Source organism: Chryseobacterium ginsengisoli (assembly GCF_039542325.1).
Classification (GTDB): Bacteria; Bacteroidota; Bacteroidia; order Flavobacteriales; family Weeksellaceae; genus Chryseobacterium; species Chryseobacterium ginsengisoli.
In genome coordinates, this window is record NZ_BAABHX010000001.1 from 796,303 (window position 1) to 820,517 (window position 24,215).

19 protein-coding genes are annotated in these 24,215 nt (G+C 34.3%); 11 read left to right on the top strand and 8 right to left on the bottom strand.

The genetic code is table 11. The features are described 5' to 3' along the window. Positions 1–37: 37 nt before the first annotated feature. On the top strand, positions 38–580 hold the full coding sequence (locus tag ABD940_RS03755; protein WP_345200404.1) for a hypothetical protein: 543 nt from the start codon (positions 38–40) through the stop codon (positions 578–580). 93 nt (positions 581–673) lie between these two features. Here the strand turns inward: ABD940_RS03755 and dnaK are convergent, their stop codons facing one another. Continuing rightward, entirely contained in the window at positions 674–2,569 is a 1,896-nt protein-coding gene (gene dnaK / locus ABD940_RS03760; RefSeq protein WP_345200405.1) for a molecular chaperone DnaK, read from the bottom strand. Positions 2,570–3,022: 453 nt separating this feature from the next. Between dnaK and ppk1 the strand changes: the two genes are divergently transcribed. The 7 genes from ppk1 to ABD940_RS03795 all read left to right on the top strand — a co-directional run bounded on the left by ppk1 (position 3,023) and on the right by ABD940_RS03795 (position 11,422). After that, on the top strand, positions 3,023–5,095 hold the full coding sequence (gene ppk1 / locus ABD940_RS03765) for a polyphosphate kinase 1 (protein ID WP_345200406.1): 2,073 nt from the start codon (positions 3,023–3,025) through the stop codon (positions 5,093–5,095). Further along, positions 5,092–5,976, top strand: a complete 885-nt coding sequence (locus tag ABD940_RS03770; protein ID WP_345200407.1) for a Ppx/GppA phosphatase family protein — start codon at positions 5,092–5,094, stop codon at positions 5,974–5,976. Before ppk1 ends, ABD940_RS03770 begins: the two co-directional genes overlap by 4 nt. A 291-nt stretch (positions 5,977–6,267) precedes the next feature. Beyond that, on the top strand, positions 6,268–6,921 hold the full coding sequence (locus ABD940_RS03775; protein ID WP_345200408.1) for an NAD-dependent epimerase/dehydratase family protein: 654 nt from the start codon (positions 6,268–6,270) through the stop codon (positions 6,919–6,921). Continuing rightward, positions 6,918–7,070, top strand: coding sequence for a hypothetical protein (locus ABD940_RS03780; protein WP_345200409.1), 153 nt, complete (start codon positions 6,918–6,920; stop codon positions 7,068–7,070). The genes ABD940_RS03775 and ABD940_RS03780 overlap by 4 nt, the downstream gene beginning before the upstream one ends. A 222-nt stretch (positions 7,071–7,292) precedes the next feature. After that, positions 7,293–10,334 (top strand): choice-of-anchor I family protein, encoded by a 3,042-nt coding sequence (locus tag ABD940_RS03785; RefSeq protein WP_345200410.1) that lies wholly within the window; start codon positions 7,293–7,295, stop codon positions 10,332–10,334. A 91-nt stretch (positions 10,335–10,425) separates the two neighbouring features. Continuing rightward, positions 10,426–11,253, top strand: a complete 828-nt coding sequence (locus ABD940_RS03790; protein WP_345200411.1) for an SIR2 family NAD-dependent protein deacylase — start codon at positions 10,426–10,428, stop codon at positions 11,251–11,253. A gap of 1 nt (position 11,254) precedes the next feature. Continuing rightward, positions 11,255–11,422, top strand: coding sequence for a hypothetical protein (locus ABD940_RS03795; protein WP_345200413.1), 168 nt, complete (start codon positions 11,255–11,257; stop codon positions 11,420–11,422). A gap of 97 nt (positions 11,423–11,519) precedes the next feature. Here the strand turns inward: ABD940_RS03795 and ABD940_RS03800 are convergent, their stop codons facing one another. From ABD940_RS03800 to ABD940_RS03820, 5 genes are all read right to left on the bottom strand, one after another. After that, complete coding sequence (locus ABD940_RS03800; RefSeq protein WP_345200414.1) at positions 11,520–12,134, bottom strand: response regulator transcription factor; 615 nt, start codon at positions 12,132–12,134, stop codon at positions 11,520–11,522. Positions 12,135–12,595: 461 nt separating this feature from the next. Then, entirely contained in the window at positions 12,596–12,844 is a 249-nt protein-coding gene (locus ABD940_RS03805) for a NifU family protein (RefSeq protein WP_345200415.1), read from the bottom strand. A 45-nt stretch (positions 12,845–12,889) separates the two neighbouring features. Beyond that, on the bottom strand, positions 12,890–13,996 hold the full coding sequence (locus tag ABD940_RS03810; RefSeq protein ID WP_345200416.1) for an Mrp/NBP35 family ATP-binding protein: 1,107 nt from the start codon (positions 13,994–13,996) through the stop codon (positions 12,890–12,892). Between the two features lie 124 nt (positions 13,997–14,120). Next, positions 14,121–14,843 (bottom strand): hypothetical protein, encoded by a 723-nt coding sequence (locus ABD940_RS03815; RefSeq protein WP_345200417.1) that lies wholly within the window; start codon positions 14,841–14,843, stop codon positions 14,121–14,123. A 4-nt stretch (positions 14,844–14,847) separates the two neighbouring features. Then, a complete protein-coding gene (locus ABD940_RS03820) occupies positions 14,848–16,806 on the bottom strand; it encodes a hypothetical protein (protein ID WP_345200418.1) in 1,959 nt (652 codons plus the stop codon). A 357-nt stretch (positions 16,807–17,163) separates the two neighbouring features. On the opposite strand from ABD940_RS03820, the gene ABD940_RS03825 reads away from it, so the two are divergent. Continuing rightward, on the top strand, positions 17,164–19,968 hold the full coding sequence (locus tag ABD940_RS03825) for a GH92 family glycosyl hydrolase (protein ID WP_345200420.1): 2,805 nt from the start codon (positions 17,164–17,166) through the stop codon (positions 19,966–19,968). Positions 19,969–20,101: 133 nt separating this feature from the next. Here ABD940_RS03825 and bamG read toward each other — a convergent pair whose 3' ends face one another. Both bamG and ABD940_RS03835 read right to left on the bottom strand, forming a co-directional pair. Continuing rightward, complete coding sequence (bamG, locus tag ABD940_RS03830; RefSeq protein ID WP_345200421.1) at positions 20,102–21,334, bottom strand: BamG family beta-barrel-assembly machinery protein; 1,233 nt, start codon at positions 21,332–21,334, stop codon at positions 20,102–20,104. 14 nt (positions 21,335–21,348) lie between these two features. Further along, entirely contained in the window at positions 21,349–22,689 is a 1,341-nt protein-coding gene (locus tag ABD940_RS03835; RefSeq protein WP_345200422.1) for a DUF4270 family protein, read from the bottom strand. Positions 22,690–22,916: 227 nt separating this feature from the next. Here ABD940_RS03835 and ABD940_RS03840 point away from each other — a divergent pair, with 227 nt between their 5' ends. After that, the gene (locus tag ABD940_RS03840; protein ID WP_345200423.1) at positions 22,917–23,900 is read left to right on the top strand and encodes a Kelch repeat-containing protein; all 984 of its coding nucleotides are present in this window, start codon (positions 22,917–22,919) and stop codon (positions 23,898–23,900) included. Continuing rightward, a complete protein-coding gene (locus ABD940_RS03845) occupies positions 23,887–24,195 on the top strand; it encodes a DUF4907 domain-containing protein (RefSeq protein ID WP_345200424.1) in 309 nt (102 codons plus the stop codon). The genes ABD940_RS03840 and ABD940_RS03845 overlap by 14 nt, the downstream gene beginning before the upstream one ends. The last annotated feature ends 20 nt before the right edge of the window (positions 24,196–24,215 follow it).

A 24,215-nucleotide genomic window follows, 5' to 3' on the forward strand; every position in this document is an offset into this window, starting at 1 on the left:
TTTATTTAGAGTAAAATTTCATTTCAAAAACTATTTCATGAAACTTAAATTTGTCTTCATATTGTTAATTCAGACATTTATGTTGAATGCACAACTTTCCAATAAGGCAAAGATATTGGCAAAACGTTTAGATACACTTTTGTATGCAGAATCTTCCCATATTGGAATTGATGGTGAGGAAAATAGAATCTATAATTATTTTAAAAAATTATCCAAAATAGCTTCTAATGATGAACTTTATTATTTTGCTAAAAATGGAAGTAATGCTTTGAAATTATATTCAAGTAAGGAATTATTAAAAAGAAATGATAAACGATTTCTTGAAATTTATAAATATTATTCCGACAATCCTTTAATAATGAAATATTGGGAAGGGTGTATAAGCAAAAAAGAAAATATTGCCAATTATTTGAAAGGTGAACTGTATTCTGCAAAATTTATTGTTTCACTAAGAGATTCCATTTTAAAAGAAAAAAGAAGTAATCTTATTGAAAGTCAATTAAAAAGTATTTATGAAGAAGGTTATAAAAATCTTAGTCAGAAAAATTTAGACTTTTATTTAAATGAGATTGAAAAATAGAATTCAGGAATTTCTCAGATCTCAATTAATTAAAAAACAAAAAAATCCCCTCACTCACGCTCGGGGATTTCTATTTTATCAGTCTCTGACTGCTTATTTCACTTCTTCGAAGTCTGCATCCTGTACATCTTCACCTCCTGCATTTCCAGCATTCTGAGCTCCTGCATCTGCACCACCTTCAGCACCTTGACCTTGTGCGTACATTTCTTCTGAAGCTGCCATCCAAGCTGCATCTAAAGCTTCTGTTTTAGCTTTTACATCATCTCCGTTTTTAGCTTCGAAAGCTGCTTTCAATTCTGTGTGAGCCGCTTCGATTGCTGCTTTTTTATCAGCAGATAATTTATCACCAAACTCTTTCAATTGTTTTTCAGTCTGGAAGATCAATCCGTCAGCTTTGTTGAAAACTTCAACTTCTTCTTTTCTCTTAGCATCAGCTGCAGAGTTTTCCTGAGCTTCTTTCTTCATTCTTTCGATTTCTTCGTCAGAAAGACCTGAAGACGCCTGAATTTTGATAGTCTGCTCTTTACCAGTTCCTTTATCTTTAGCAGAAACGCTTAGGATACCATTCGCATCAATATCGAAAGTTACTTCAATTTGAGGAACTCCTCTTTGAGCTGGTGGAATATCTGTTAAATCAAATCTACCAATTTCTTTGTTATCGTTGAACATTGGTCTTTCACCCTGTCCTACCCTAATGCTTACAGCTGGCTGATTGTCAGAAGCTGTAGAGAATACTTCAGATTTTTTAGTTGGGATTGTGGTATTTGCTTCAATTAATTTAGTAAATACAGAACCCATTGTTTCGATACCTAAAGAAAGCGGAGTAACATCTAATAAAAGAACATCTTTTACATCACCTGTCAATACACCACCTTGAATAGCTGCACCGATTGCTACAACCTCATCCGGGTTTACCCCTTTTGAAGGTTTTTTACCGAAGAATTTTTCTACTTCCTCTTGGATAATTGGGATTCTTGTAGAACCTCCTACTAAGATTACTTCGTCGATATCAGAAGTTGATAAACCTGCATCTTTTAACGCTTTAGCAACAGGATCCATAGATCTTTTTACTAATTCTGCAGATAATTGCTCGAATTTAGCTTTAGTTAAAGTCTTCACTAAGTGTTTAGGACCTGTAGCTGTAGCTGTAATATATGGAAGGTTGATTTCCGTTTGTGGAGAAGAAGATAATTCGATTTTTGCTTTTTCAGCAGCTTCTTTTAATCTCTGTAATGCAATTGCATCAGATTTCAATTCTACTCCTTCTTCAGCTTTGAATTCGTCTGCCATCCAGTTGATGATTACATCATCAAAATCATCACCTCCTAAGTGTGTATCACCGTTTGTAGACAATACCTCAAATACACCGTCTCCTAAATCAAGGATAGAGATATCGAAAGTACCACCACCAAGGTCATATACAGCGATTTTCTGATCTTTGTGAGCCTTATCCAAACCGTAAGCTAACGCTGCAGCTGTAGGTTCGTTGATAATTCTTTCTACTTTAAGACCAGCGATTTCACCAGCTTCTTTAGTAGCCTGTCTTTGCGCATCATTAAAGTATGCAGGAACAGTGATTACCGCTCTTGTAACTTCCTGTCCAAGATAATCTTCAGCAGTTTTCTTCATTTTCTGAAGCGTCATTGCAGAAATTTCCTGTGGAGTATATTCTCTGTCGTCGATTTTTACTTTTACAGTGTCATTTGGTCCTGATACTACTTCGTAAGGTACTCTTGAAATTTCTTTAGCATCTTCTTTGAAGTGAGTTCCGATAAATCTTTTGATAGAATATACCGTTTTCTTTGGATTCGTTACAGCCTGTCTTTTTGCAGGATCTCCTACTTTTCTTTCACCATCTTCTGTAAATGCTACAATAGAAGGAGTTGTTCTTTTACCTTCTGCATTAGGGATTACAACAGGGTCTTTACCCTCCATTACAGCAACACACGAGTTGGTCGTTCCTAAGTCAATTCCAATTATTTTACTCATAATATTTTTTATTTTTTCTAATTTTTAAAATTAATTTACACTCAGTATTTCTCAATATTTATACCATTCAACTTTTTGTGACAAATTGACACAATTGATTAAAAAACTAACCCATCAATCAACTTTTGAAAGTCATTTAATTTTGAAATATCTTGATTTAAATTAAGTCAAACATCATTTATTTCATGATCGTATTTTTGTCATCAATTTTATTATTTAAATTAAATTTTTATCAATTTTGTCACTTCTTATCCTCCAATTTTTATTTTATTCACTTATTGCAAAAATTATTTATCAGCCATTTACATATTCAATTAGTTTTAATAACTTTAATCACTTACAAAAACTCATCATCTTAAAACCATTTAATATTAAATTTAATTAAACCTTAATGTTAAAAAGATGCTTTGAGATACCATGAATCATTATTTTTACCAAATTATAAACTAAAGAATGTCATTACATTTTAATCCGAGAGATATTACCTGGCTTGCCTTTAACGAAAGGGTTTTACAGGAAGCGATGGACGAAAACGTCCCTTTACATTTAAGAATCCGTTTTTTAGGAATTTTTTCAAACAATTTAGATGAATTTTTCAGAGTGCGGGTTGCCGGATTAAAGCGCGCCATGGATTTTAAGGAAAAAGTAATTGCTGAATCTTTTTATCAGCCACCTTCAAAAATCCTTCAAAAGATCAATGATATTGTGATGACGCATCAGCTGAATTTCGATAAAACCTGGAAGAAAATTCAGGCGGAAATGGCTGAACATAAAGTGATTATTAAAACATCAAAAAATTTAACTGCAAAACAGAAAGAATTTGTCAGAAGATATTTCGATGAAGTCGTAGAATCCAATGTTATCCCCATTTTACTTCACGAAAATACGCCAATGCCTTACATGAGAGATAAAAGTCTTTATCTTGGCGTTGCGATGAGAAAAAAAGACTGGCAATATTCGAGTAATTATGCGATTATTGAAATTCCTTCGCGTTTTGTAGGAAGATTCGTTTTACTTCCGACTGAAGATCCTGAAGAAAAAGACGTAATGCTTCTTGAAGATGTAATTACTTTCAATTTACCGCACATTTTCTCTTATTTCGGATATGATGAATTTGCAGCAAATGCTTTTAAAGTAACCAAAGATGCAGAACTTGAGCTGGATAATGACATCAAAACCAACTTCGCAGAAAAAATTGAAAAAGGACTGAAAAACCGTAGAAAAGGAAAACCTACACGTTTCGTCTTTGATAAAGATATGGATAAAGCATTGCTGGAAATGCTTATCCGAAAATTAAACTTGACAAAAAAAGACAGCATCATTCCGGGAGGAAAGATTCATAATTTTAAACATTTCATGGATTTCCCTGATGTTTTCGAAAAATATGAAAAGCCTGTCGAAAGAACATCATTTACACATCCCGCTTTTGAAAATACAGAAAGAGTAACAGACGTTATTTTAAAACATGATGTTCTTCTAACTTTCCCTTATCATAAATATAATCCTGTGATTGATCTTCTTCGTGAAGCAGCAATGGATCCGGATGTAAAATCGATTCAGATTACAGCTTATCGTTTGGCGAGCAGTTCAAAAATCATCAATGCTTTGATCTATGCAGCAAGGAACGGTAAAGAAGTTACGGTAATGCTGGAACTTCAGGCAAGATTTGACGAAGAATCCAACTTGGAATGGAAAGAAATGCTGGAACCGGAAGGAATTACTGTTTTGGTAGGAATTCCGAATAAAAAAGTTCACGCGAAACTATGTGTTATCAAAAAAAGATCACATAATAAAACGATTCAGTATGGTTTTATCAGTACAGGAAATTTCAACGAAAAAACGGCAAGAATTTATGGAGATCATTTAATAATGACTTCTGATCGTGGTATAATGGCAGATATTAATAAAGTATTTAATGTCTTAAAAAAGCCAAAAGACGATTTTCTTCCTGTTTTGAAAACCTGCAAAAACCTTTTGGTTTGCCCGCAGTTTATGCGTGAAAAAATCGTTCATCATATTGATAAAGAAATTGAAGAAGCAAGGGCAGGACGAAAAACAGAAATAATCGTTAAAGCCAATTCCGTAAGTGACAGAGCTTTAATTGAAAAATTATATGAAGCCGCTCAGGAAGGAGTTCATATCAGAATGATTGTGAGAGGGATATATTGCGCTGTCAATCAAAGTGATTTCAAAGAGAAAATTAAAGCAATAAGTATTGTTGACGAATATCTTGAACATGCAAGAGTCATGTATTTCTACAACAAAGGAGCCGAAGATATGTACATTTCTTCCGCAGACTGGATGACCAGAAACTTAGACTACAGAATCGAAGCTGCCGCAAAGATCACCGACAAAAGTTTAAAGAAAGAATTGAAAGATATTCTCGACATACAGTTGAAAGATAACGTAAAAGCTCGTATTTTAGACAAAAAATTGAGCAACGAGTACATCAGCAATGGAAAAGAAGAGTGCCGTTCTCAGATTGAAACATACAGATATTTAAAAGCTAAAACGAACAAAAAATGAAGATTGCAGCCATAGATATAGGAAGTAATGCAGCCAGACTGTTGATTAATGAAGTGAAAATCAATAATAAACAGCCCGAATTCATCAAGCTTAATCTTTTAAGGATACCTTTAAGATTGGGAATGGATGTTTTTACCCTTGGAAAGATCGGTGAAGAAAGGGAAAAAATGGTGATCGACTCGATGAAGATTTTCAGTGACCTCATGAAAATCTATAAGGTTGAACATTACAGAGCCTGTGCTACAAGTGCAATGCGTGACGCTGCAAACGGACAGAATATTATCGAAGAAGTAAAGAAAACTTCCGGAATTGATATTGAAATTATTACCGGCGATGAAGAAGCCACTTTGGTCTTTGAAAACCACGTTGCAGAAGGTTTAGATAAAGAATTTGCCTATTTATATATTGACGTTGGAGGTGGTTCTACAGAGCTTACTTTCTACGAAAACGGAAAAATGAAATATGAAAAATCTTTCAATATCGGGACAATTCGTTTATTGAACAATCTGGTAACTCCTGATAACTGGAAGGATATGAAGGAAGAAATCAGGATCAATATCAACAGCAAAAAGCCAATCGTAGCAATCGGTTCAGGAGGAAACATCAACAAAGTTTTTTCAATGAGCAAGACCAAAGACGGCAAACCAATGTCATTGTCTCACCTTAAAAAAGTTCATAAAGAATTCGACGATCTTACTGTTGATGAAAGAATGACAAAACACAATATGCGTGAAGACAGAGCAGATGTTTTGGCTCATGCTTTAAAGATTTTTAACAATGTTATGACATGGTCTGAAATCAACCGAATTTTTGTACCGAAAATATCTGTTGCAGACGGATTAATCCATAATATTTACAGCAAATTATACGATAAGAAATAATTTCACTTAAAATAAAATTAGAAAGCCGGTCATTCTTTGATCGGTTTTTATTTTTTAGGAGCTATTTCCCGCTTTCGCTACTCGCTTTTTCCGGGTTTCGGCGGCTTCGCCGCCGAAACCCGGAAAAGAGCTCAAACATGCCGCTCAATCGGGGCTAGGAAATGATTATATTAAATCAACCTAGCCAAAAAAAGTAAATTTCCACAAAAATTAAAAAACTTGTATAATTTTTGCTACCACATAAAGTAAAAGCACGTCACAAAACGTCATCAAAAAAAGAATAGTAAAGAAATGAACTCAATAAAAATAATTCTCACAGGAGCAACAGGAATGGTAGGTGAAGGTGTTTTAATGGAATGCCTTGAGAATCCGAACATTTCAGAAATTTTAAGTGTAAGCAGAAAACCTTCAGGAAAAAAGCACGCCAAGCTTAAAGAATATATTGTTTCAGATTTTCTGCAAATCGATCTGAATGATGAAAACTTTAAAGGTTACGATGCGGTTTTCTTTTGCGCCGGAATCAGCAGTGTTGGAATGAATGAAGAAGATTACACCAAAATTACTTACGATACAACGATGCATTTTGCAAAAGCGGTTCTCAGCCAAAATCCGGATATGGTTTTCAACTATGTTTCAGGAGCACACACAGATAAAACAGAAAGTGGAAAACTTATGTGGGCAAGAGTAAAAGGAAAAACCGAAAATGCTTTAAAAAAGCTTGGATTCAAAGCTGCCTACAATTTTCGTCCCGGATTTATGAAACCCGTTGAAGGTCAGGAAAATGTAAAATGGTTTTTTAGACCTATTATTTGGCTTTTCCCTGTTATATTACCGGCAAAATCATTAACTTTACACGAGGTGGGTAAAGCAATGATCAACGCAGTGCAAAAAGGATATCCCATCTCAACATTAGAAATTAAGGACATCAAAAATCTGGCGATATGAAGGAAATGCTAAAAAGAATTTTTCTGGTTGCTTTTATTTTACTCGTTCTGACTGCAATCTCAGGATTTTTTTATATGCAAAAACATCCGTTGGACGGAAATAAAACAACAGGGAAAAATTTACATTTTTCAGGACAAGTTTCAAAGTAACTTATTTGTAATAGGCGAATAAGCTGATAAACATGTATGTTTGTCTTTTTGGCTGATTAGCCATATGATTTCTTGTGCCTATTCGTTATTTTATGTCTTAAAATTTTTATTATTAATTAAAATTCTTGATAATTACCTATTTATTAATCATTTCTTAAAATTAGCTTAAAATGTTTGCAAAGTAGAAACTTCATTTTTGCATAAATTTAAAGTAAGTAAAAAATGATTAATAACTACTTGTTAAAAGGATCTGTAATTGCCGCATTTTTCCTTCAGGGAGCGGTTTTCGGACAGACATCTCTTATCCATTACTGGAATTTTAACAACAATGCTTCCGCAGCTTCTATCACGACTCCGACCTCAACTTTGGTTGGAGGCTCTATGATTGCTGTCACAAACGGAACTACAGAAGTAGATTTCGCGGGCGGAACAGGTCAAAACTTCAATGTAGACAATTTAAATGCAAGAAACGGAGACGTTTCAGGAACGCATTTGAGATATAATTTTCCTATCAATGGTAATTTGCAGTTCAATTTACCGACAACAGGCTACAATAATGTCATTGTAAAATTTACAACGAGAAGATCTGGTTCAGGAGCTGGAACACAGACTTGGTCATATTCTACGAACGGAACGACCTTCATTCCTTATCAAACGGTTTCTCCACAAGATGCGAATCCGCAGTTGATAACATTTGATTTTTCAGCAATTTCAGGCGTTGCAAACAATCCGAATTTCAAATTAAAAGTTGAATTCGCTGCAGGAACAGGTGGAACTGTCGGAAACAACCGTTTTGATAATTTCACAGTAGATGCAACACCAGCTACAGCAGCAGACACTACTCCACCAACTGTCGCTTACCTACCTACAAACAACACAAATAATGCCTCAACAACTGTAAATCCTACGATTTCTTTTAACGAAAATGTAAGATTAATAGACAACTCAACGATCAACGATTCTAATGCACAAACACTTGTAGATTTCCGTCTTGGAAATGCTTCAGGTACTCAGGTTCCCTTTACAACTACTTTTGCTAACAATAAAATTACTGTAATCCCAACTACAGCTTTAACGCCAAATCAAACATACTATTTGGCGTTAAAACCAAATATGGTTGAAGATACAAGTGATAATGCAGTAACGACAGCAACTTCAACGACATTTACAACTGCAGGAACTTCCATTTCTTTAGATAAAAACTTTATTAAAGTCAATGAAAATGCAGGAACGTTAGCATTTAAAATAAATGTTGCGAATCCTTCAAATTCAACGGTGAATCTGGTTGTAAAACCTGCGCCTTTCAGTACTGCAAACAGTAGTGATTTTACTTTAGCGAATCAAACTATTAACTTAACTCCATCAATGACGAGTTACACCGTTAATATTCCGATCATTGATGATACTTTAGAAGAGCAACAGGCTGAATATTTTGTAGTAAGCTTAGAAAATCCGGTTGGAGCAACAATTTCAGGAGATAATAATGCGACAATTTATATTGTTGATAACGATAAACCCGCTCCGGTTCCATCAAATCAGATTCAGTTAAATTATATCGGAAGTTTTGATCCTTCCGGAAGCAATAACAGCTCTACGGAAATTGTAGTTCATGATCCAACGACACAGAGATTATTCACGATCAGTTCGATTACGGATGTTTTTGATATTATTAATTTCAGTAACCCAACAACTCCAACGGTTGTAAATACAATCAATATGGCTCCTTACGGCGGAATTACAAGTATCGCCGTGAAAAACGGAATCATTGCTGCGGCTTCTCCAAACACAAATCCGCAACAAAATGGTTCAGTTGTTTTCTTTGATATTAACGGAAACTTTTTGAAGCAAGTTACAGTCGGTGCTTTACCGGATATGATTACTTTCTCACCAGACGGAACCAAAGTAATGACAGCCAACGAAGGTGAACCAAACGATGCTTACACCGTAGATCCGGAAGGAACAGTAAGTATTATTGACATCTCAGGAGGAATTGCCGGCTTAGCTCAAAGTAATGTTACCACACTTAACTTCAATGCTTTTGATTCTCAGCTTGCAGCTTTAACGGCGACAGGATTAAGAAAAGTAAGAACCAACAATACGCTTTCTCAGGATTTAGAACCTGAATATATTACGATAAGTTCTGACAGTCAAAAAGCATGGGTTACCCTTCAGGAAAATAATGCGATCGCGGAAGTTAATTTAGCTACAAAAACAATTACAAGCATTTGGGGATTAGGTAAAAAAGATATGAGCATTCCAGGAAATGGTTTTGATGCTTCTGATAACAATGGCGAAGTTTTAATCGCAAACTGGCCTGTAAAAACTTATTACACTCCCGATGGTGTTCAGAATTTTAAAGTTGGCGGAACAAATTATATTGTAACTGCGAACGAAGGTGACGAAAAAGATCTTTCAGGATTCAGCGAAAGAACTACGGTTGGAGCAAATGATTATACTTTAGATCCTGCACTTTTCCCTCAATCGGCAATTTTAAAGGCTTCTTATAATTTAGGAAGATTCAGAGTTTCCAATGCTACAGGAAATACTGACGGAGATGCAGAATTTGAGGAAATTTCAGCTTTAGGAGCTCGTTCTTTCTCGATTTTCAATGCAGATACAAAACAGATCGTTTATGACAGTGGTGACAGATTCGAAAGATATATTGCAGCCAATCATCCATTGATTTTCAATGCTGATAATGAATCTAATACCGTAAAAAACAGAAGCCGCGCAAAAGGTCCTGAACCGGAAGGTGTTACTTTAGGAACTATTAATGGGCAGACTTATGCTTTCATCACGATAGAAAGAACAGGAGGTGTAATGGTGTACAATGTTTCAGATCCCAACAACCCTACTTTCACAGATTACAAAAATTCCCGCTCAACTTCGGCTTACGGTGGTGATAACGGACCGGAAGGAATTATCTACATCGCCCCTGAAAATACAACAACAGGAAAAGGATATGTTGTAATTGCCAACGAAATCAGCGGAACTCTGTCTATGTATGAAGTAGCCAATGCGCCTACTTTGGCAACAGGTGAAGTAAAAGCGGAAAAGGCAACTTTCAACGTATTCCCGAATCCGGTTGCAAGAGGAAATACATTGTATTTCAACAGAGCTCAGGATTACGAATTGTATGATATGTCCGGAAAATTACTTGGAAAAGAGAAAAATGCTTTAACAATCGAAACTTCAAAACTTTCTACAGGAGTTTATATTGTAAAAACTTCTGAAGGACAGCTAAAAAGAGTTATTGTAAAGTAGAATATATTATTTAGTTGATTGAAAATGAGCCTCGATTTTTCGGGGCTTTTTTGTTGGCTTAAAATTTCTTAGTTTTAGATTTTATAAAACCATGAAAGAGCAATTAGAAGAAATCATCCATCAAGTTTATCATAAAGAAAAGCGGAATCTTTTCACTTTTCTTACAGGCGCAGGAATCTCGTCCGACAGCGGAATTCCAACCTATCGCGGGATCGACGGAATCTGGGTAAAAGGAACTCAGTTTCATAAGCCTGAAGAATTCGGAACGCTGAAATATTTTAAGCAAAATCCAGAAGAAGTTTTACAGTATTCTTTATTCAGAAAGAAAATGTTTGAAGAATCAGAGCCTAATCAGAGTCATTTTGAATTGGTTGAAATTGAAAATATGCTGCAGGAAAGATTTCATTTAATTACTCAAAACATTGATAATCTTCATCGTCGAGCAGGAAACCAGCGAATCTATGAAATTCATGGAAATAATCGCGAAATCAAATGTTCTAATGGTTGTAAGGAAATTGTAAATATCCCTGAAGAAATTAAAGGAAAAAATATTGATGAAGATCTTACAGAACGAGATATTGAACTTTTGACTTGTCCGACTTGCGGACATTGGATGCGACCGAATATTTTATGGTTTGATGAATATTATGATGAGAAAACAAATAAAAAATTTAGTTCGTTGAAAGTTGCTAAAAATAGTGGAGTTCTTTTTATTGTCGGAACATCAGGCGCAACGAATCTTCCGCTTGCAATAGCCGAAACCGCTTTAAAATATGGTTCTACGATTGTTGATATTAATACAGAAGATAATAATTTTACGGAATTGATTAAAAATAAAAAGAATAAATTGATCATCAGAGAAAAGTCAACGGAAGTTTTAAAGGTAATTAAAGAGATTATTGAAAATTTAAGTAAATAATATGTTTGCATTTTCATTAGATACAGACGAAAACGAAACTCAAATCATCACCTATATTGATGAGGTTAAAAATCTTGAAAATAACAGAACAAGTCTAGGTTATCGTGAATTACGGTTAATTAATGTTTACGATGTTGAAAATTTGAAAGATAAATCATCAGAGAAGTAGATAACTTTTAAAATCAAATTTTTAAAGAATTCAATATTAATATCATTTTAAAATAAATAAAAACCCGATGAAATTTTTCACCGGGTTTTCTATATTTTTAATGCATATCATCATAAATCCTTACAAGATCCACTACGTTTTTCACCTGCAGTTTTTCAAAAATCTTCTTTTTATAAGTACTTATGGTAGACATTTTTAAGTTCAGACTGTTTGAAATTTCAATATTTCCGTTTCCTTCTGCCAATAATTTAAAAATCTGAAATTCTCTTTTGGAAAGTCTCTCTACAGAATGACTGTCAGTAGAATGGGTTACTAACTTTTTCATCATATTCATTGTGTAATAATATCCTTCTTCAAAAATAGAAGTTACACTTGTAAGAATTTCAGCCTCCGAAGCACCTTTGTTAAGATATCCAGCTGCTCCTTCTTCAATATATTGTATCCCTACGTTTTCGTCATAGGTTGAAAAAATCAAAATTTTAAGTAGTTTCTGCTTCTTTTTAAGCTCTTTTACCATTGCTTTAAAGATACTTTCCGGTATATCGATATCGATAATTAAAAGGTCATATAACTTTTTAGAAACTTTTTCCTTTGTTTCAAGATATGTTTCAGCAAAATCTATTTTACAAGGATACTGAAGTTTTGTTTCAAGCACAAGAGCCGCACCCGTTCTCACAACATAATGACCATCAGCAATAAGTATATTTTTCATAGTTTAGTTTTATTAGATAAATTTTCCATAAAATGACGTCCCCACTTACTATTTACGGAAAAAATCTTTCTTTGGATTTCTACATTTACAAAAATCAATACAACTTACAGACCAATACTACATTTCATGTAATATTTTTTGCTTATTTAAAGGGATTTTTCGGCATTTTGCCATACAATTTTTCTAACCCTGAAATTTCAGGACCAAAAATTTTTAATACTTTTCAGACGAATCAAACAAAAAATATTAAAACATTAAAGTGCGAGAATAAAAAGTATGTTACAAGCACACATCCCCATATAGCTTTGTAAATAATTTTTTACAAAAATAATACATATAATATTCACAAACTAGTAGAATTATTACTATAAAAAATTTCATAATTTTCATAGCTTTTTCTTAAAAAGCCATAAAAAAGACAGACCTAAAAGATCTGCCTTAAAAAATATATTTTTAATTTTCTACTCTACATTTATTACTTTTTCGATTTCCGGAGCATGTTGTTTAATGGTATTTTCAACACCTAATTTTAAGGTTGAAAAGTTCAGTGAACAGCCGGAACAGTTTCCTAAAAGTTTTACATAAACCAAGTTATCCTTCACATCGATAAGCTCAATATCACCGCCATCTTTATTCAAAAACGGACGAATGCTTTCCAGAGCCTCCATTACTCTTGTTACTGTATCTTCGTGTGCTATATTTGTTTCCATATTTTTTTCTTCAGTTCAATTCGGTTTTTTCAAAATTGAAAATAATTATTTTGCTTTCGGCGAGCATCCAGCCATTGTTGTGATCTTCACAGCTTCAGTCGGAGGAAGAAATTTGTTTCTTTCTACCAGGCTTTCTACCATTTTACGGGCAGTTTCCGTATAGATTTGTTCAATTTTAGAACCTTCCTGCAAAGCTGCAGGTCTTCCGACATCTCCCGCTTCTCTAATACTTTGAATCAAAGGAATTTCTCCTAAAACAGGAATTCCAAGATCATCTGCTAAATATTGTGCTCCCTGTTGTCCAAAGATATAATATTTATTGTCCGGTAATTCTTCCGGCGTAAAATACGCCATATTTTCGATTAAACCAAGCACAGGAATATTAATACTTTCCATTTGGAACATTGCGATACCTTTTCTCACGTCTGCCAAAGCCACGTGTTGAGGAGTACTTACGATTACCGCTCCCGTCACAGGAACTTCCTGAATGATTGATAAATGTATATCTCCGGTTCCCGGTGGCAAATCTATTAATAAAAAGTCTAATTCTCCCCAAGCTGCATCTCTGATCATTTGGTTCAAAGCTTTTGAAGCCATTGGACCTCTCCAGACAACTGCCTGATTAGAACCTGAAAAATATCCTATTGAAAGCATTTTTACGCCATAATTTTCAACAGGTTTCATTAAACTTTTGCCGTTCACTTCCACAGAAATTGGCTTTTCACCTTCCGTATCAAACATTGTAGGAACTGAAGGACCGTAAATATCGGCATCCAACAATCCAACTTTGAAACCCATTTTAGCTAAAGTTACCGCCATATTCGCAGCAACAGTAGATTTACCAACTCCTCCTTTTCCGGAAGCAATTGCTATAATATTTTGAATTCCGGGAATCTGTTTTCCTTTGATCTGACTTTGCTGAATTTCGCTTGGCTCAGGAGAAACGATCTTTAATTTAAGATTGATCTCTTCACCGAATTCGCTTGCAAAAGCCTGCTTCATTGCTGCCTCCAGTTTTTTCTTTTCATGCATTGCAGGTGAATGTGCAGTCATATCAATATATACATCGTTGCCCATAACCTGAAAATTGCTTACCAAGTCATCAACTTCTATCTCTTTAAGGAAATTTTGTACCTTTTCTTTCGTCAACATATACTAAATAAATTGTTCACAAATTTACGCAATTTTTAGCTATTTAGAATAAGTAAAGACACTGATAGATATTTTCTTTTGCAAAACTGAATTTTATTGTAAATTAACACACTTAGACTATATTTTATCTGAAGAACGGCACTTTTATTTTCCATGTCGAGCTTGATTTTAAAAGCCATGAAGTGGAAAAGAAAAACAAAGAAGTTGTTTCAAAGATCAAAGTGGAATATGTTAAAAATACACTCGATTCAATCGTGTCTTTGTTAATCTTCAAAATAGCAATCATTCCGATGCACAAAACGCTTAATATAATTCCGAAGCCGCAAATTCTGTAGTAAATATCTCTTCTTTTTTTCTTTAATATTTCTTCAGGAGTTTCCGGTATCTCACTAGTTTTCGGGAAAAATGCAAAACAATAGACGGCAAAAAGAGCAAAAAGCAATCCTGCACTGGCGTAATGTACGTAAGAAAACCATCCTTTGTAATTTTCCAGACAGAAATAGATACTTCCGCTATATCCGTCAAATTTTGTCGGAAATACAGCCACTAAAACCGCTAAAATTCCACAAAGATTTGAAACAAGGTTTTCATATTTATTTTTGCCTCTGTATGTTCCGAATAATCCTCCCATAACACAAAGTGTTCCTACAAAAATAATATGTCCGAAACTGTAATAATAGTGACTGATGCTTAATTTAAACGGAGATTCATCCTTCAGTAAAAACGTTGTGAGAAAAAGCATTAATGAAAGACAAAGTCCTAACAAACCGATGAACATTCTAAGCTGCTGATAAGAGATCAGGGCTTCATCCGGACCTCCATTTTGATTATTTGAATTTGTACTCATGACGTTATAGTTTTATGGTTATTTTATCGATGATTCTTACATTATTATCAGGATCGGGTTTAAAATTATCTCGTATAAATCTTTTTGGATCTTTTGAACTCATTTCTCTTTGTACACTGGATGCTTTTTTGTTTTTCAGTAAATCCATCCATTTATAGGCTTTTTTAATGACAACTACATAAATGACAATTTCCTTATCAGTCACTTTAAATTTCAAAAAATTCTTCTTTCCTGTGTTTATTTTTCCTGACGAAACTTCCGTAACATACAATTTGAAAAAATGATATCCGAAAAGTATGTACCAACCAAAAAGAACAGACTGTAAAATCCCTGATGCGATCCACTGGAAAAGGAAATATTTATTTTCTAAAGGAATTTTCAGAAAATCTTTTATATTCTCTGTTTTTAAAAATGGAAGATTAGAATCGGCTAGAAAACCTATTTTACTTGCATCATAATGTGGAAACTCATCAAGTATAAATAACTGAATAGCAAAAGACAATGCAAACAAACCAAAACGTAAAATCCCGGTGATCCATCTTTCTTTATTCGAACATTCGTGATTGGTAACTTTACTGATAATCAGACTTAATATTGCGGGAAGTAAAAATAAAACCAAGTATGTGAGAATAGAATCTGTACAGCAAAAAATGTATGTTATTACAAAAGAAAGCATCAACATCAAAGCGGTAAATTCATAATTAACAGCAGAAAAAAGAAGATTCCACCAAGTTTTTTTTGACGATTTTTCTTTTGAAGGATAAATTTCTCCCAAGTTGTAATCCAAAGATGTTGTAGTAGCATTTTGCAATACAGGAATCTTAATATTTTCTCTTAAAAAATCTGTAATGTGTCCAAAAGCTCCACCTCCGCCTGAAGTTATAAAATGTTTAATTTGTTGATCATAACCTTCAGTATTTTTATCCAGTTTATAATTCGAATAATGATGAATATCTCCCGTCACCACAACATCAAAAATAAGCTCTGATTTCACATTAAAAACTTCCATTTTTTTCACCGCTTCCTGCATCGTCCGAATAATATACTCCAGACTGTCCATTCTCTGCCTTCTCTGATAACGGTCGCTGATTTCATAATTGTACCAATAAGGTTCTGCAATCAAAAGTATAACATGATTTTTTCTGTTTTTCGCTGAAATTTTCTTTACATATTCTGTAAAAAAAGTCATCTGAGGAATATCAATATCTCCCAAAAGCTGATTATCAATACCAAAAAGATGTACATTTTTTTGTAAAGCATACGCAAAATAACTTCTGTTCTGCACCGTTTTGTAATTACCGATCTTACTTTGCTGACACATTAACCTGAAAAAAGCACTTAATCCGTCGTACCAATCGTGATTTCCTGGCGTAGCAACAAGTATCGGTCCCGATCCTCCTCTATCCGGAGCGACAAATCTCAATGGTCCTTTGAAACGATCCCTATAATGTTCTTCCGAACCGAGAGGATACACCAAATCTCCTCCCACAACCAAAGCTGAACCTTTTTTCAGGGTGATTTCGTGCTCATCTTGTTTATCCCTATCTTTTTCATTTTTAAAAGTATATGTATATTTATCTCTCGTTAAATGATAAAAAACAGTTGTTGTAGAATCAAAACCGTCTCCTGTATCTGCGATAAAATCAAACCAGAATTCCTCTTTATTTTTATTAAAATCATTGTCGATCAGTTCACTTCCCAAATCCTTTCCCATCGCAGTCTGAACTTCCCTTTTATCAATAATCGAAAGAATATCCGCAGAAAGAGAAACCATTCTGAATGTATTGATAAGCCCCGTAAAATCGAACCATTTTACAGGTTTTTGAGGCTTAAAATAATATAAGAACTTGTCGCTATATTGTTGTCTGAAAATTGTCACTTTTTTTGCAGGCAAAAAATCTTTAAAGTAAAATATAAAACAAGCCAACGCAGCAAGCAATAAAATATAGAAAAGTATTTCCATGATAATAATATGGTATTGATGGTGATGGTTTTTAGAAATAAATCAATCAAACTTCAGACAGAAAAATATCTGTAGTGCTCACAATTCCTGATAATCAAGAAAGATTTTTAACAAAAAATATTTTTCATGGATTGGATAGGAAAACAGACTTCCAAGTTATCCTTTTTGGTGGAATATTCATGGTACAATTTTTTATTAGTTTATATCAAATTTAATCATTTTTTGCATTGATTTTCATAGCACTTTTGGGTGATTCCCAATAAATCTTTCATGCAAATTCGTTTATCATAATATTTAATGAAATTTTGTTAGATTTGTCACCATCTATATCAAGTAAAAATTACATCAAACAAACTAATGAACTCTAAAAAATTCATCTTACTTTTTTTTCTGACTTCCTTTTGTTTACAAGCCCAAAATTATTCGCAATATGTAAATCCTTTCATAGGAACGGGTGGTCATGGGCATACGTTTCCGGGAGCAATTGTTCCGTTCGGAATGGTTCAGCTTTCTCCTGATACGAGAGTAGACGGAAGTTGGGACGGTTGCAGCGGTTATCATTATTCTGACTCTGTGATCTACGGTTTTTCACATACCCACTTAAACGGAACGGGAGTTTCGGATTACGGTGACATTATGCTGATGCCGACAATGGGGAAACCAAGTTTGAATAATAAAGATTATTCATCAAAATTTTCACACAAAAATGAAAAAGCAACGGCAGGATTTTATTCCGTTAAATTAGACAAAAACAACATCGACGTTCGTTTAACAACGACAAAAAGGGTTGGTTATCATGAATATACTTTCAATAATGCAGGAAATGCAAACATTATCTTAGATCTAAATCACAGAGATAAATTAATGGAAGGTGAAGTAAAAATCATCGACGATAAAACTATTGAGGTTTTCCGTAGAAGTGAAGCTTGGGCAACCAATCAATACATTTACGCAAGAATTGAGTTTTCAAAACCAATGAAAATTTCAAAAAAACAGGTTAATGGAAAAGATGAAAATAATCTTTTCACAGGAACAAAATTGGCTTTGGCATTTTCAACAACAGTTAAAAAAGGAGAAAAGATCAATGTAAAAGTGGCGGTTTCTACGACGGGTTATGAAGGTGCAGGAAAAAATATGTTAGCTGAAGGAAAGTCAATTGATTTTGCATCTATTCAAAAACAAGCAGTTGCAGACTGGGACAAAGAATTATCAAAAATTGAAGTTAAATCTTCCGATAAAGATAAGCTGACGGTTTTCTATACGGCAATGTATCACGTTTTCACGCAACCGAATATCAACATGGACGTTGACGGAAAATACAGAGGCCGTGACAACAAATTTTATATGGCAAACGGATTCGATTACTACTCTGTTTTCTCACTTTGGGATACTTTCAGAGGAGCGCATCCTTTGATGTCTTTAATTGACAGAAAAAGAACGGCAGACTTCGTTAACACTTTCATTAAACAATACGAACAAGGCGGAAAACTTCCGGTTTGGGAGCTGGCTTCCAATGAAACGGAATGTATGATCGGTTATCATGCAGTTTCTGTAATTGCAGATGCGATGGCAAAAGGAATCACAGGTTTTGATTACGAAAAAGCATTCCAGGCTTCGAAAAATTCTGCGATGCTTGATATTTTTGGTTTAAATGCTTACAAACAAAATAATTTCATCAGCATTGATGATGAGCATGAAAGTGTTTCTAAAACCGTAGAATATGCTTATGACGATTGGTGTATTGCTCAGATGGCTAAAATTTTAGGCAAAAAAGAAGATTATCAGTATTTCATGAAACGTTCTCAGAATTGGAAAAACCTTTACAATCCCAAGAATGGATTTATGCAGCCAAGAAAGAACGGAAACTGGTACGAACCGTTTGAGCCAAGAGAGGTTAACAACAACTATACAGAAGGAAATTCATGGCATTATTCTTATTCTGTTCAGCAAGATATTCCTGGGTTGATCGCTGCTCACGGAGGAAAAGAAAAATTTGAGCAATTTATTGATGCTATTTTCTCAGCTCCTGACAAAACTACAGGAAGAGAGCAGGTTGATATCACAGGTTTGATCGGTCAATATGCACAAGGAAACGAGCCGAGTCATCACATTGCTTATCTTTATAATTATGTAGGGAAACCTGAAAAAACGGATGCAAAAATCAAATTTATCCTTGATAATTATTACAAAAATGCTCCGGATGGTTTGATCGGAAACGAAGACTGCGGACAAATGAGCGCTTGGTATATTTTAAGTTCAATGGGAATTTATGCTGTAACTCCAGGATTACCGGAATGGCAGACGACAAAACCTTATTTTGATGAGGTTAAAATCCATCTGGAAGACGGAACAACAAGAACAATCACAAAAAATACAGGCAGAGAAGAGCTTAAAAAACTTGGCTTTGAAAATGCAAAATCATTCAAAGATTTTAAATATGATGAATTAACGGCAACTCCTGTTATTTCTGCAGCAAGAATTTTTGATTTAAATACAAAAGTCGAAATCACTGCATTGAATCCTGATGACAAAATTTATTTCATGACTCTGGATGAAGGTGATGCGAATGTGAGAAAAATGTTTACAGCTTATAAAGGTCCGTTCACCATTACAAGAACAACCCAAGTTGCAGCATATGCAGAAAGAAATGGCGAAAAAAGTTCGATTGTAAGAGCAAATTTCAACAGAAGACCGAATAATTGGGACATTACAGTAAATTCAACACCTACTCCACAATATACAGCAAGCGGAAAACTGTCTTTGATTGATGGAATAAACGGCGATGCCAACTGGAGAAAAGGAGAATGGTTGGGTTATCAGGGACAGACTTTTGAAGCAATTATCGACATGAAGTCACCTCAACAGATCACGCAGTTGTCTTCAACATATCTTCAGGACAGCAGAGCATGGATTTTAATACCTAAAAAAGTCGAATATTATGTTTCGAACAATGGCAAAGATTTCATCTTACTAAAAACTGTTGACAATACACTTGATCCAAAAGATGAAACAGCTCAGGTAAAAGAATTTTCAGCTGAAGTTTTACCTACACAGGCTCGTTATGTGAAAGTAAAAGCTTATCATTTCGGGAAACTTCCGGAGTGGCATCAAGGTGCGGGTGGAGACGCTTATATCTTTATTGATGAGATTTCTGTGAAATAAAACAATCAATATAATAAAATCAAATACCCTCCGAAAATTTCGAAGGGTATTTTTTTAATCAATTTTAATATAAAACTTTATTTTTGCACTAAGATTTCCTGAATACTTTACGCTTAGGCTGAAACTATTATATTTAATCAAGATAATGCTTCTTAAACCAAGTATTCAGAACATTCATACTGATATTCAGCATGTGATAATTTTCTTTAATGGCAGCATTTTTCTGCAGACCATGAATTCCGTATCCGTAACCGACATTGAGAACTACATTATTTAAAGGAATTCCCAATCCCACTGTTGCTTCCAGTTTATCGATTTCAGCTTTGTTTATTTTATAATATCCTGTGTCATAATTTAAACCGAAACGATAAGTAAATGCCTCTGAAAGTTTCTCAAAACGTTTTTTTTCAGGAAGAATTTCAAAACCTAAACCATATGTATTTTGTCTGTAATATTGTTCCGAAGTTTCTGTATTTTTTACCTTATCCCAATTGCTTTGGGTAAAATCGAATGTCATTCTGTATCTTTCTTTTGCTAAAATGCTGAATCCTGCCCCCATCTCAAAAGGAAGTGAAGAATCTTTTGACGAAAGTTTTGAGGTAAGCGTGTTTGTATAATCCTGATTTTCGGTATAGGAAACTTCTCTTTTGGATACAAGTTTACTTCCAAAATTCACAATTCCGCCCAAAGTCAGCTGGAAATTATCTGTAAAATCTTTTTTGTACTGCGTTCCCAGATTATAGCTAAATCCTGTATATCTTACACTTCGACTAATCTCTACTTCAGAAGTTGTGGTAATCGTCTCTTTACGGACAATCGTACCAAAATTATTCTTTACTTTTCCTCCGAAACTCCAATTATCATTAATTTTATACGCCAAACTGATTCCCCAGTTCGAAAGTCCGCCACTTCCTTCGTAGGTAATGGGATATTCGCTAGTAGTTCCTTCGATTGGTATGGTAGATGAAATTTTATAATCCGAAGAAGTTGTTGGCTGCATACTGATCCCGACAAAAGCTTTTTTTGAAATTCTCAAAGCTGCACTGAAGTTCGTAAAATTGGAATTCAGCCTTTTATCCGTTCCCTGATTGCTGGAAATTGTATTATATTTTAAAATTCCGCTTACATTGAAAACGACATTTCGTGTAGTAAGACCTGTCATTGACGCAGCATTTTTAGAATTAATATAATCCGGCGCATCCAAAGCGATTCCTGTATTTCCCAATGCAATATTTCTGGCGTCGTCTACATCATTAAAACCTCCTATTCCAAAATACGAATAAGGCGACGAATTCTGAGCATACAATCCGGATGCAAAAGCACATGAGAATAATAAGCCTATTGCTGTTTTATTTTTTCTGTTCATAAAATTTTTCTGCATTAATATCCTAACATATAAATCTTCAGTTTCGCCGGATTTGTTTTATTTTTCTGATCTCCGAATACCGTTTTCCCGCACAGAACATCCGCGTATGAAGAAGGATAAATCAACGTATTGTAATTTGAGTTTACCGTTTCTGTCAATATGGTGTTTACATAACTTTTCATGGAAAAATTATAAGTATGCTCATTCTGAAACTCGCTGCTGTTCGATAAAGTTGTAGTAATTTCCGTGGTTCCGTCGGAAGTATAATTGCTGACCAAATGGTTTAATTTATCACCAACGTAATAATAAAGCGGACTTGGATTATAAAAATTATTGGAATAATATCCCGCAACCGGACTTGCCGAAAGTGTGGCGTCAATAATTTTATAATTTTCATATAAATTTTTCAGTGATTTTAAATAAGGAATTTCCACTTTGGTATACACTCCGATTCCCGCCATGAGATAAGTTTTGTTTCCTAAATTGGCAGAAGGAATTGGATTTTTAGGTGTAAGGTTTGCCAGTTCGGATCCTGTAAAATCATTCTGAATTTTATTGTACTGATAACTTGTACTCGGACTAAGATCCAATGTATATTTTACCAGTTCGGTTCCGTTTTGTGAAGTGGTGTGATAATACATTCTCACTACATTTGAAACTTTTTCTTTTGTACTTTTATTAACCTGAACCTGATAAGAAGAATTGATCCCAAAACGCAGCATTGCATTATTATCAGAAGAAGGAACAAGCGCCAAACCTTTATAAAAATTAAGGAAATATTCCTGATTGGTAACCGAACTGTTCTTTAATGTATTAAAAAGTGTCTGTCCGTAAGACTGATCCAGTTTGATTTTCACATAACTGCTGTCTGTATTTGGTCTCGGATAAAATTCCGCACTTCCGATGGAATTAGATGAATAATTAAAATTACTCTTATTATAAAGATATCCGTTATTTAGTTTAATTCTGTCCGTTAAAGGATGAACATTAAGTTTATATGTTTTAAGTGTATCTCCGTAATAAAAATCTGTATTTGTAAGATACATAACGACTGAATCAAAAACTGCGCTTGTCGGAGATGTTAATGTATAACTTGAAGGATTAAGTTCAAAAAGAGAAGATGAGGTTACTTTCCCAAAAGTCTGGTCTTTTATATTTCCGATCATCATGACGCTTTTTCCGGAAGTTATTGTAGAATCCATCATAATTGTCGACATCTTCATGGTCAATGTATCAATCATCACGATTTTCGACTGAGCATCAATCCAGGAACTTCCCACATCATAAGTATTGGTTTCATCTTCACATGAAAATAAAAACATCATTGAAATACATAATAAAAAGTATTTATACATCTTTTTTTCGCAAACATATAATGAAGATGTAATAAAGTAAAATTTATTCTCCCTTTCATCATTAGTTGTAGACAACGACGAGATTCGCTTAGATATTTATTGATTTTTAAAGACATACGTCATCCGTCATAAAAATCATGGTATTTGACTATAAAAAAGGCTCATTCGTCTAATAAATTTTCAGAATACTTCGGAATGGAATTCATTTGCACAAAAAAGAATGAATAATGAATGGTAAACTTTCAATCTTAGCTCTTACTCTTGTAGGAACATTTTTAGTAACAAGCTGTAGAAATGATGATGACGATGATGAACTTATAGGAAACTGGGTAAGAGTTTCGGATCTGGACGGTAAACCTCGTTCCAATGCTTCTGCATTTGTCGTAAACGGAAAAGGATACATCACCGGAGGGTATGACGGAGAATATTATTACAATGATCTTTGGAGCTATGATCCTAATGTAAATGCATGGACTCAGAAAGCGGATTTTCCGGGATCAAAAAGAAGTTCTGCCGTAGGTTTTGCCACCAATTCTAATGGATATGTAGGAACAGGATATGATGGATTAAACAAATTAAAAGATTTTTACAAATATGATCCTTCATCAAACTCTTGGAGCCAGATCGCCGATCTTCCAGGAACTGAAAGATATGCAGCTTTAGCTTTCGGAATAGAAAATTACGGCTATGTAGGAACAGGATACGATGGAAGCGAACTTAAAGATTTTTATAAATACAATGAATCAACCTCAACATGGAGTTCCATTAACAGTTTAGGAGGTTCAAAAAGAAGAGACGGAGCGGCTTTCGTAATTAATAATATCGCTTATGTCGGATTTGGAAGTAACAACGGAAGTTTGGTTTCAGATTTCTGGGCATTTGATCCATCTTCTGAAACTTGGACAAGAAAAGTTGATACAAGCAACGATGATGATTCACAAAACAGAACTTCAACCGCAGCTTTTGCAGCCAATGGTTTGGGATATGTAGCAACAGGTTCTTCAGGCGGAGTGGGAACTACAACGTGGGAATATGATCCTTCTACCAACGACTGGACGCAGAGAACGGCATTTGAAGGTTCTGCCAGAGAAAGTGCATGTGCATTTTCAATAGGAAATTATGGTTATGTACTTACCGGAAACAGCGGTTCGTCTTATTTTGATGACATCTGGGTTTTCCATCCAAACGAAAGTGAAAATGATGATGATTAATAAATTTTGGATATCATTGTTCTGCACAGGAATTTTGCTGATAAGTTGTGGAAAAAAACATGGCAATCTGGAAATTAAAATCACAAGACAAAATTCCGGATATGGTTATCAGATCTTAAAAAAACAGAAGATCATGATCAATCAGCCTTTTATTCCTGCAATACAGGGAGAGAAAAGTTTTAAAAACGAAACAGACGCACAAAAGACAGCAGATCTTGTTGTGAATAAAATAGAAAAATATTCATTCCCAAAAATTTCTATACATGAACTGGATTCTATGAAGATAGAATATTAGATGCTTTAATTACAATGAAA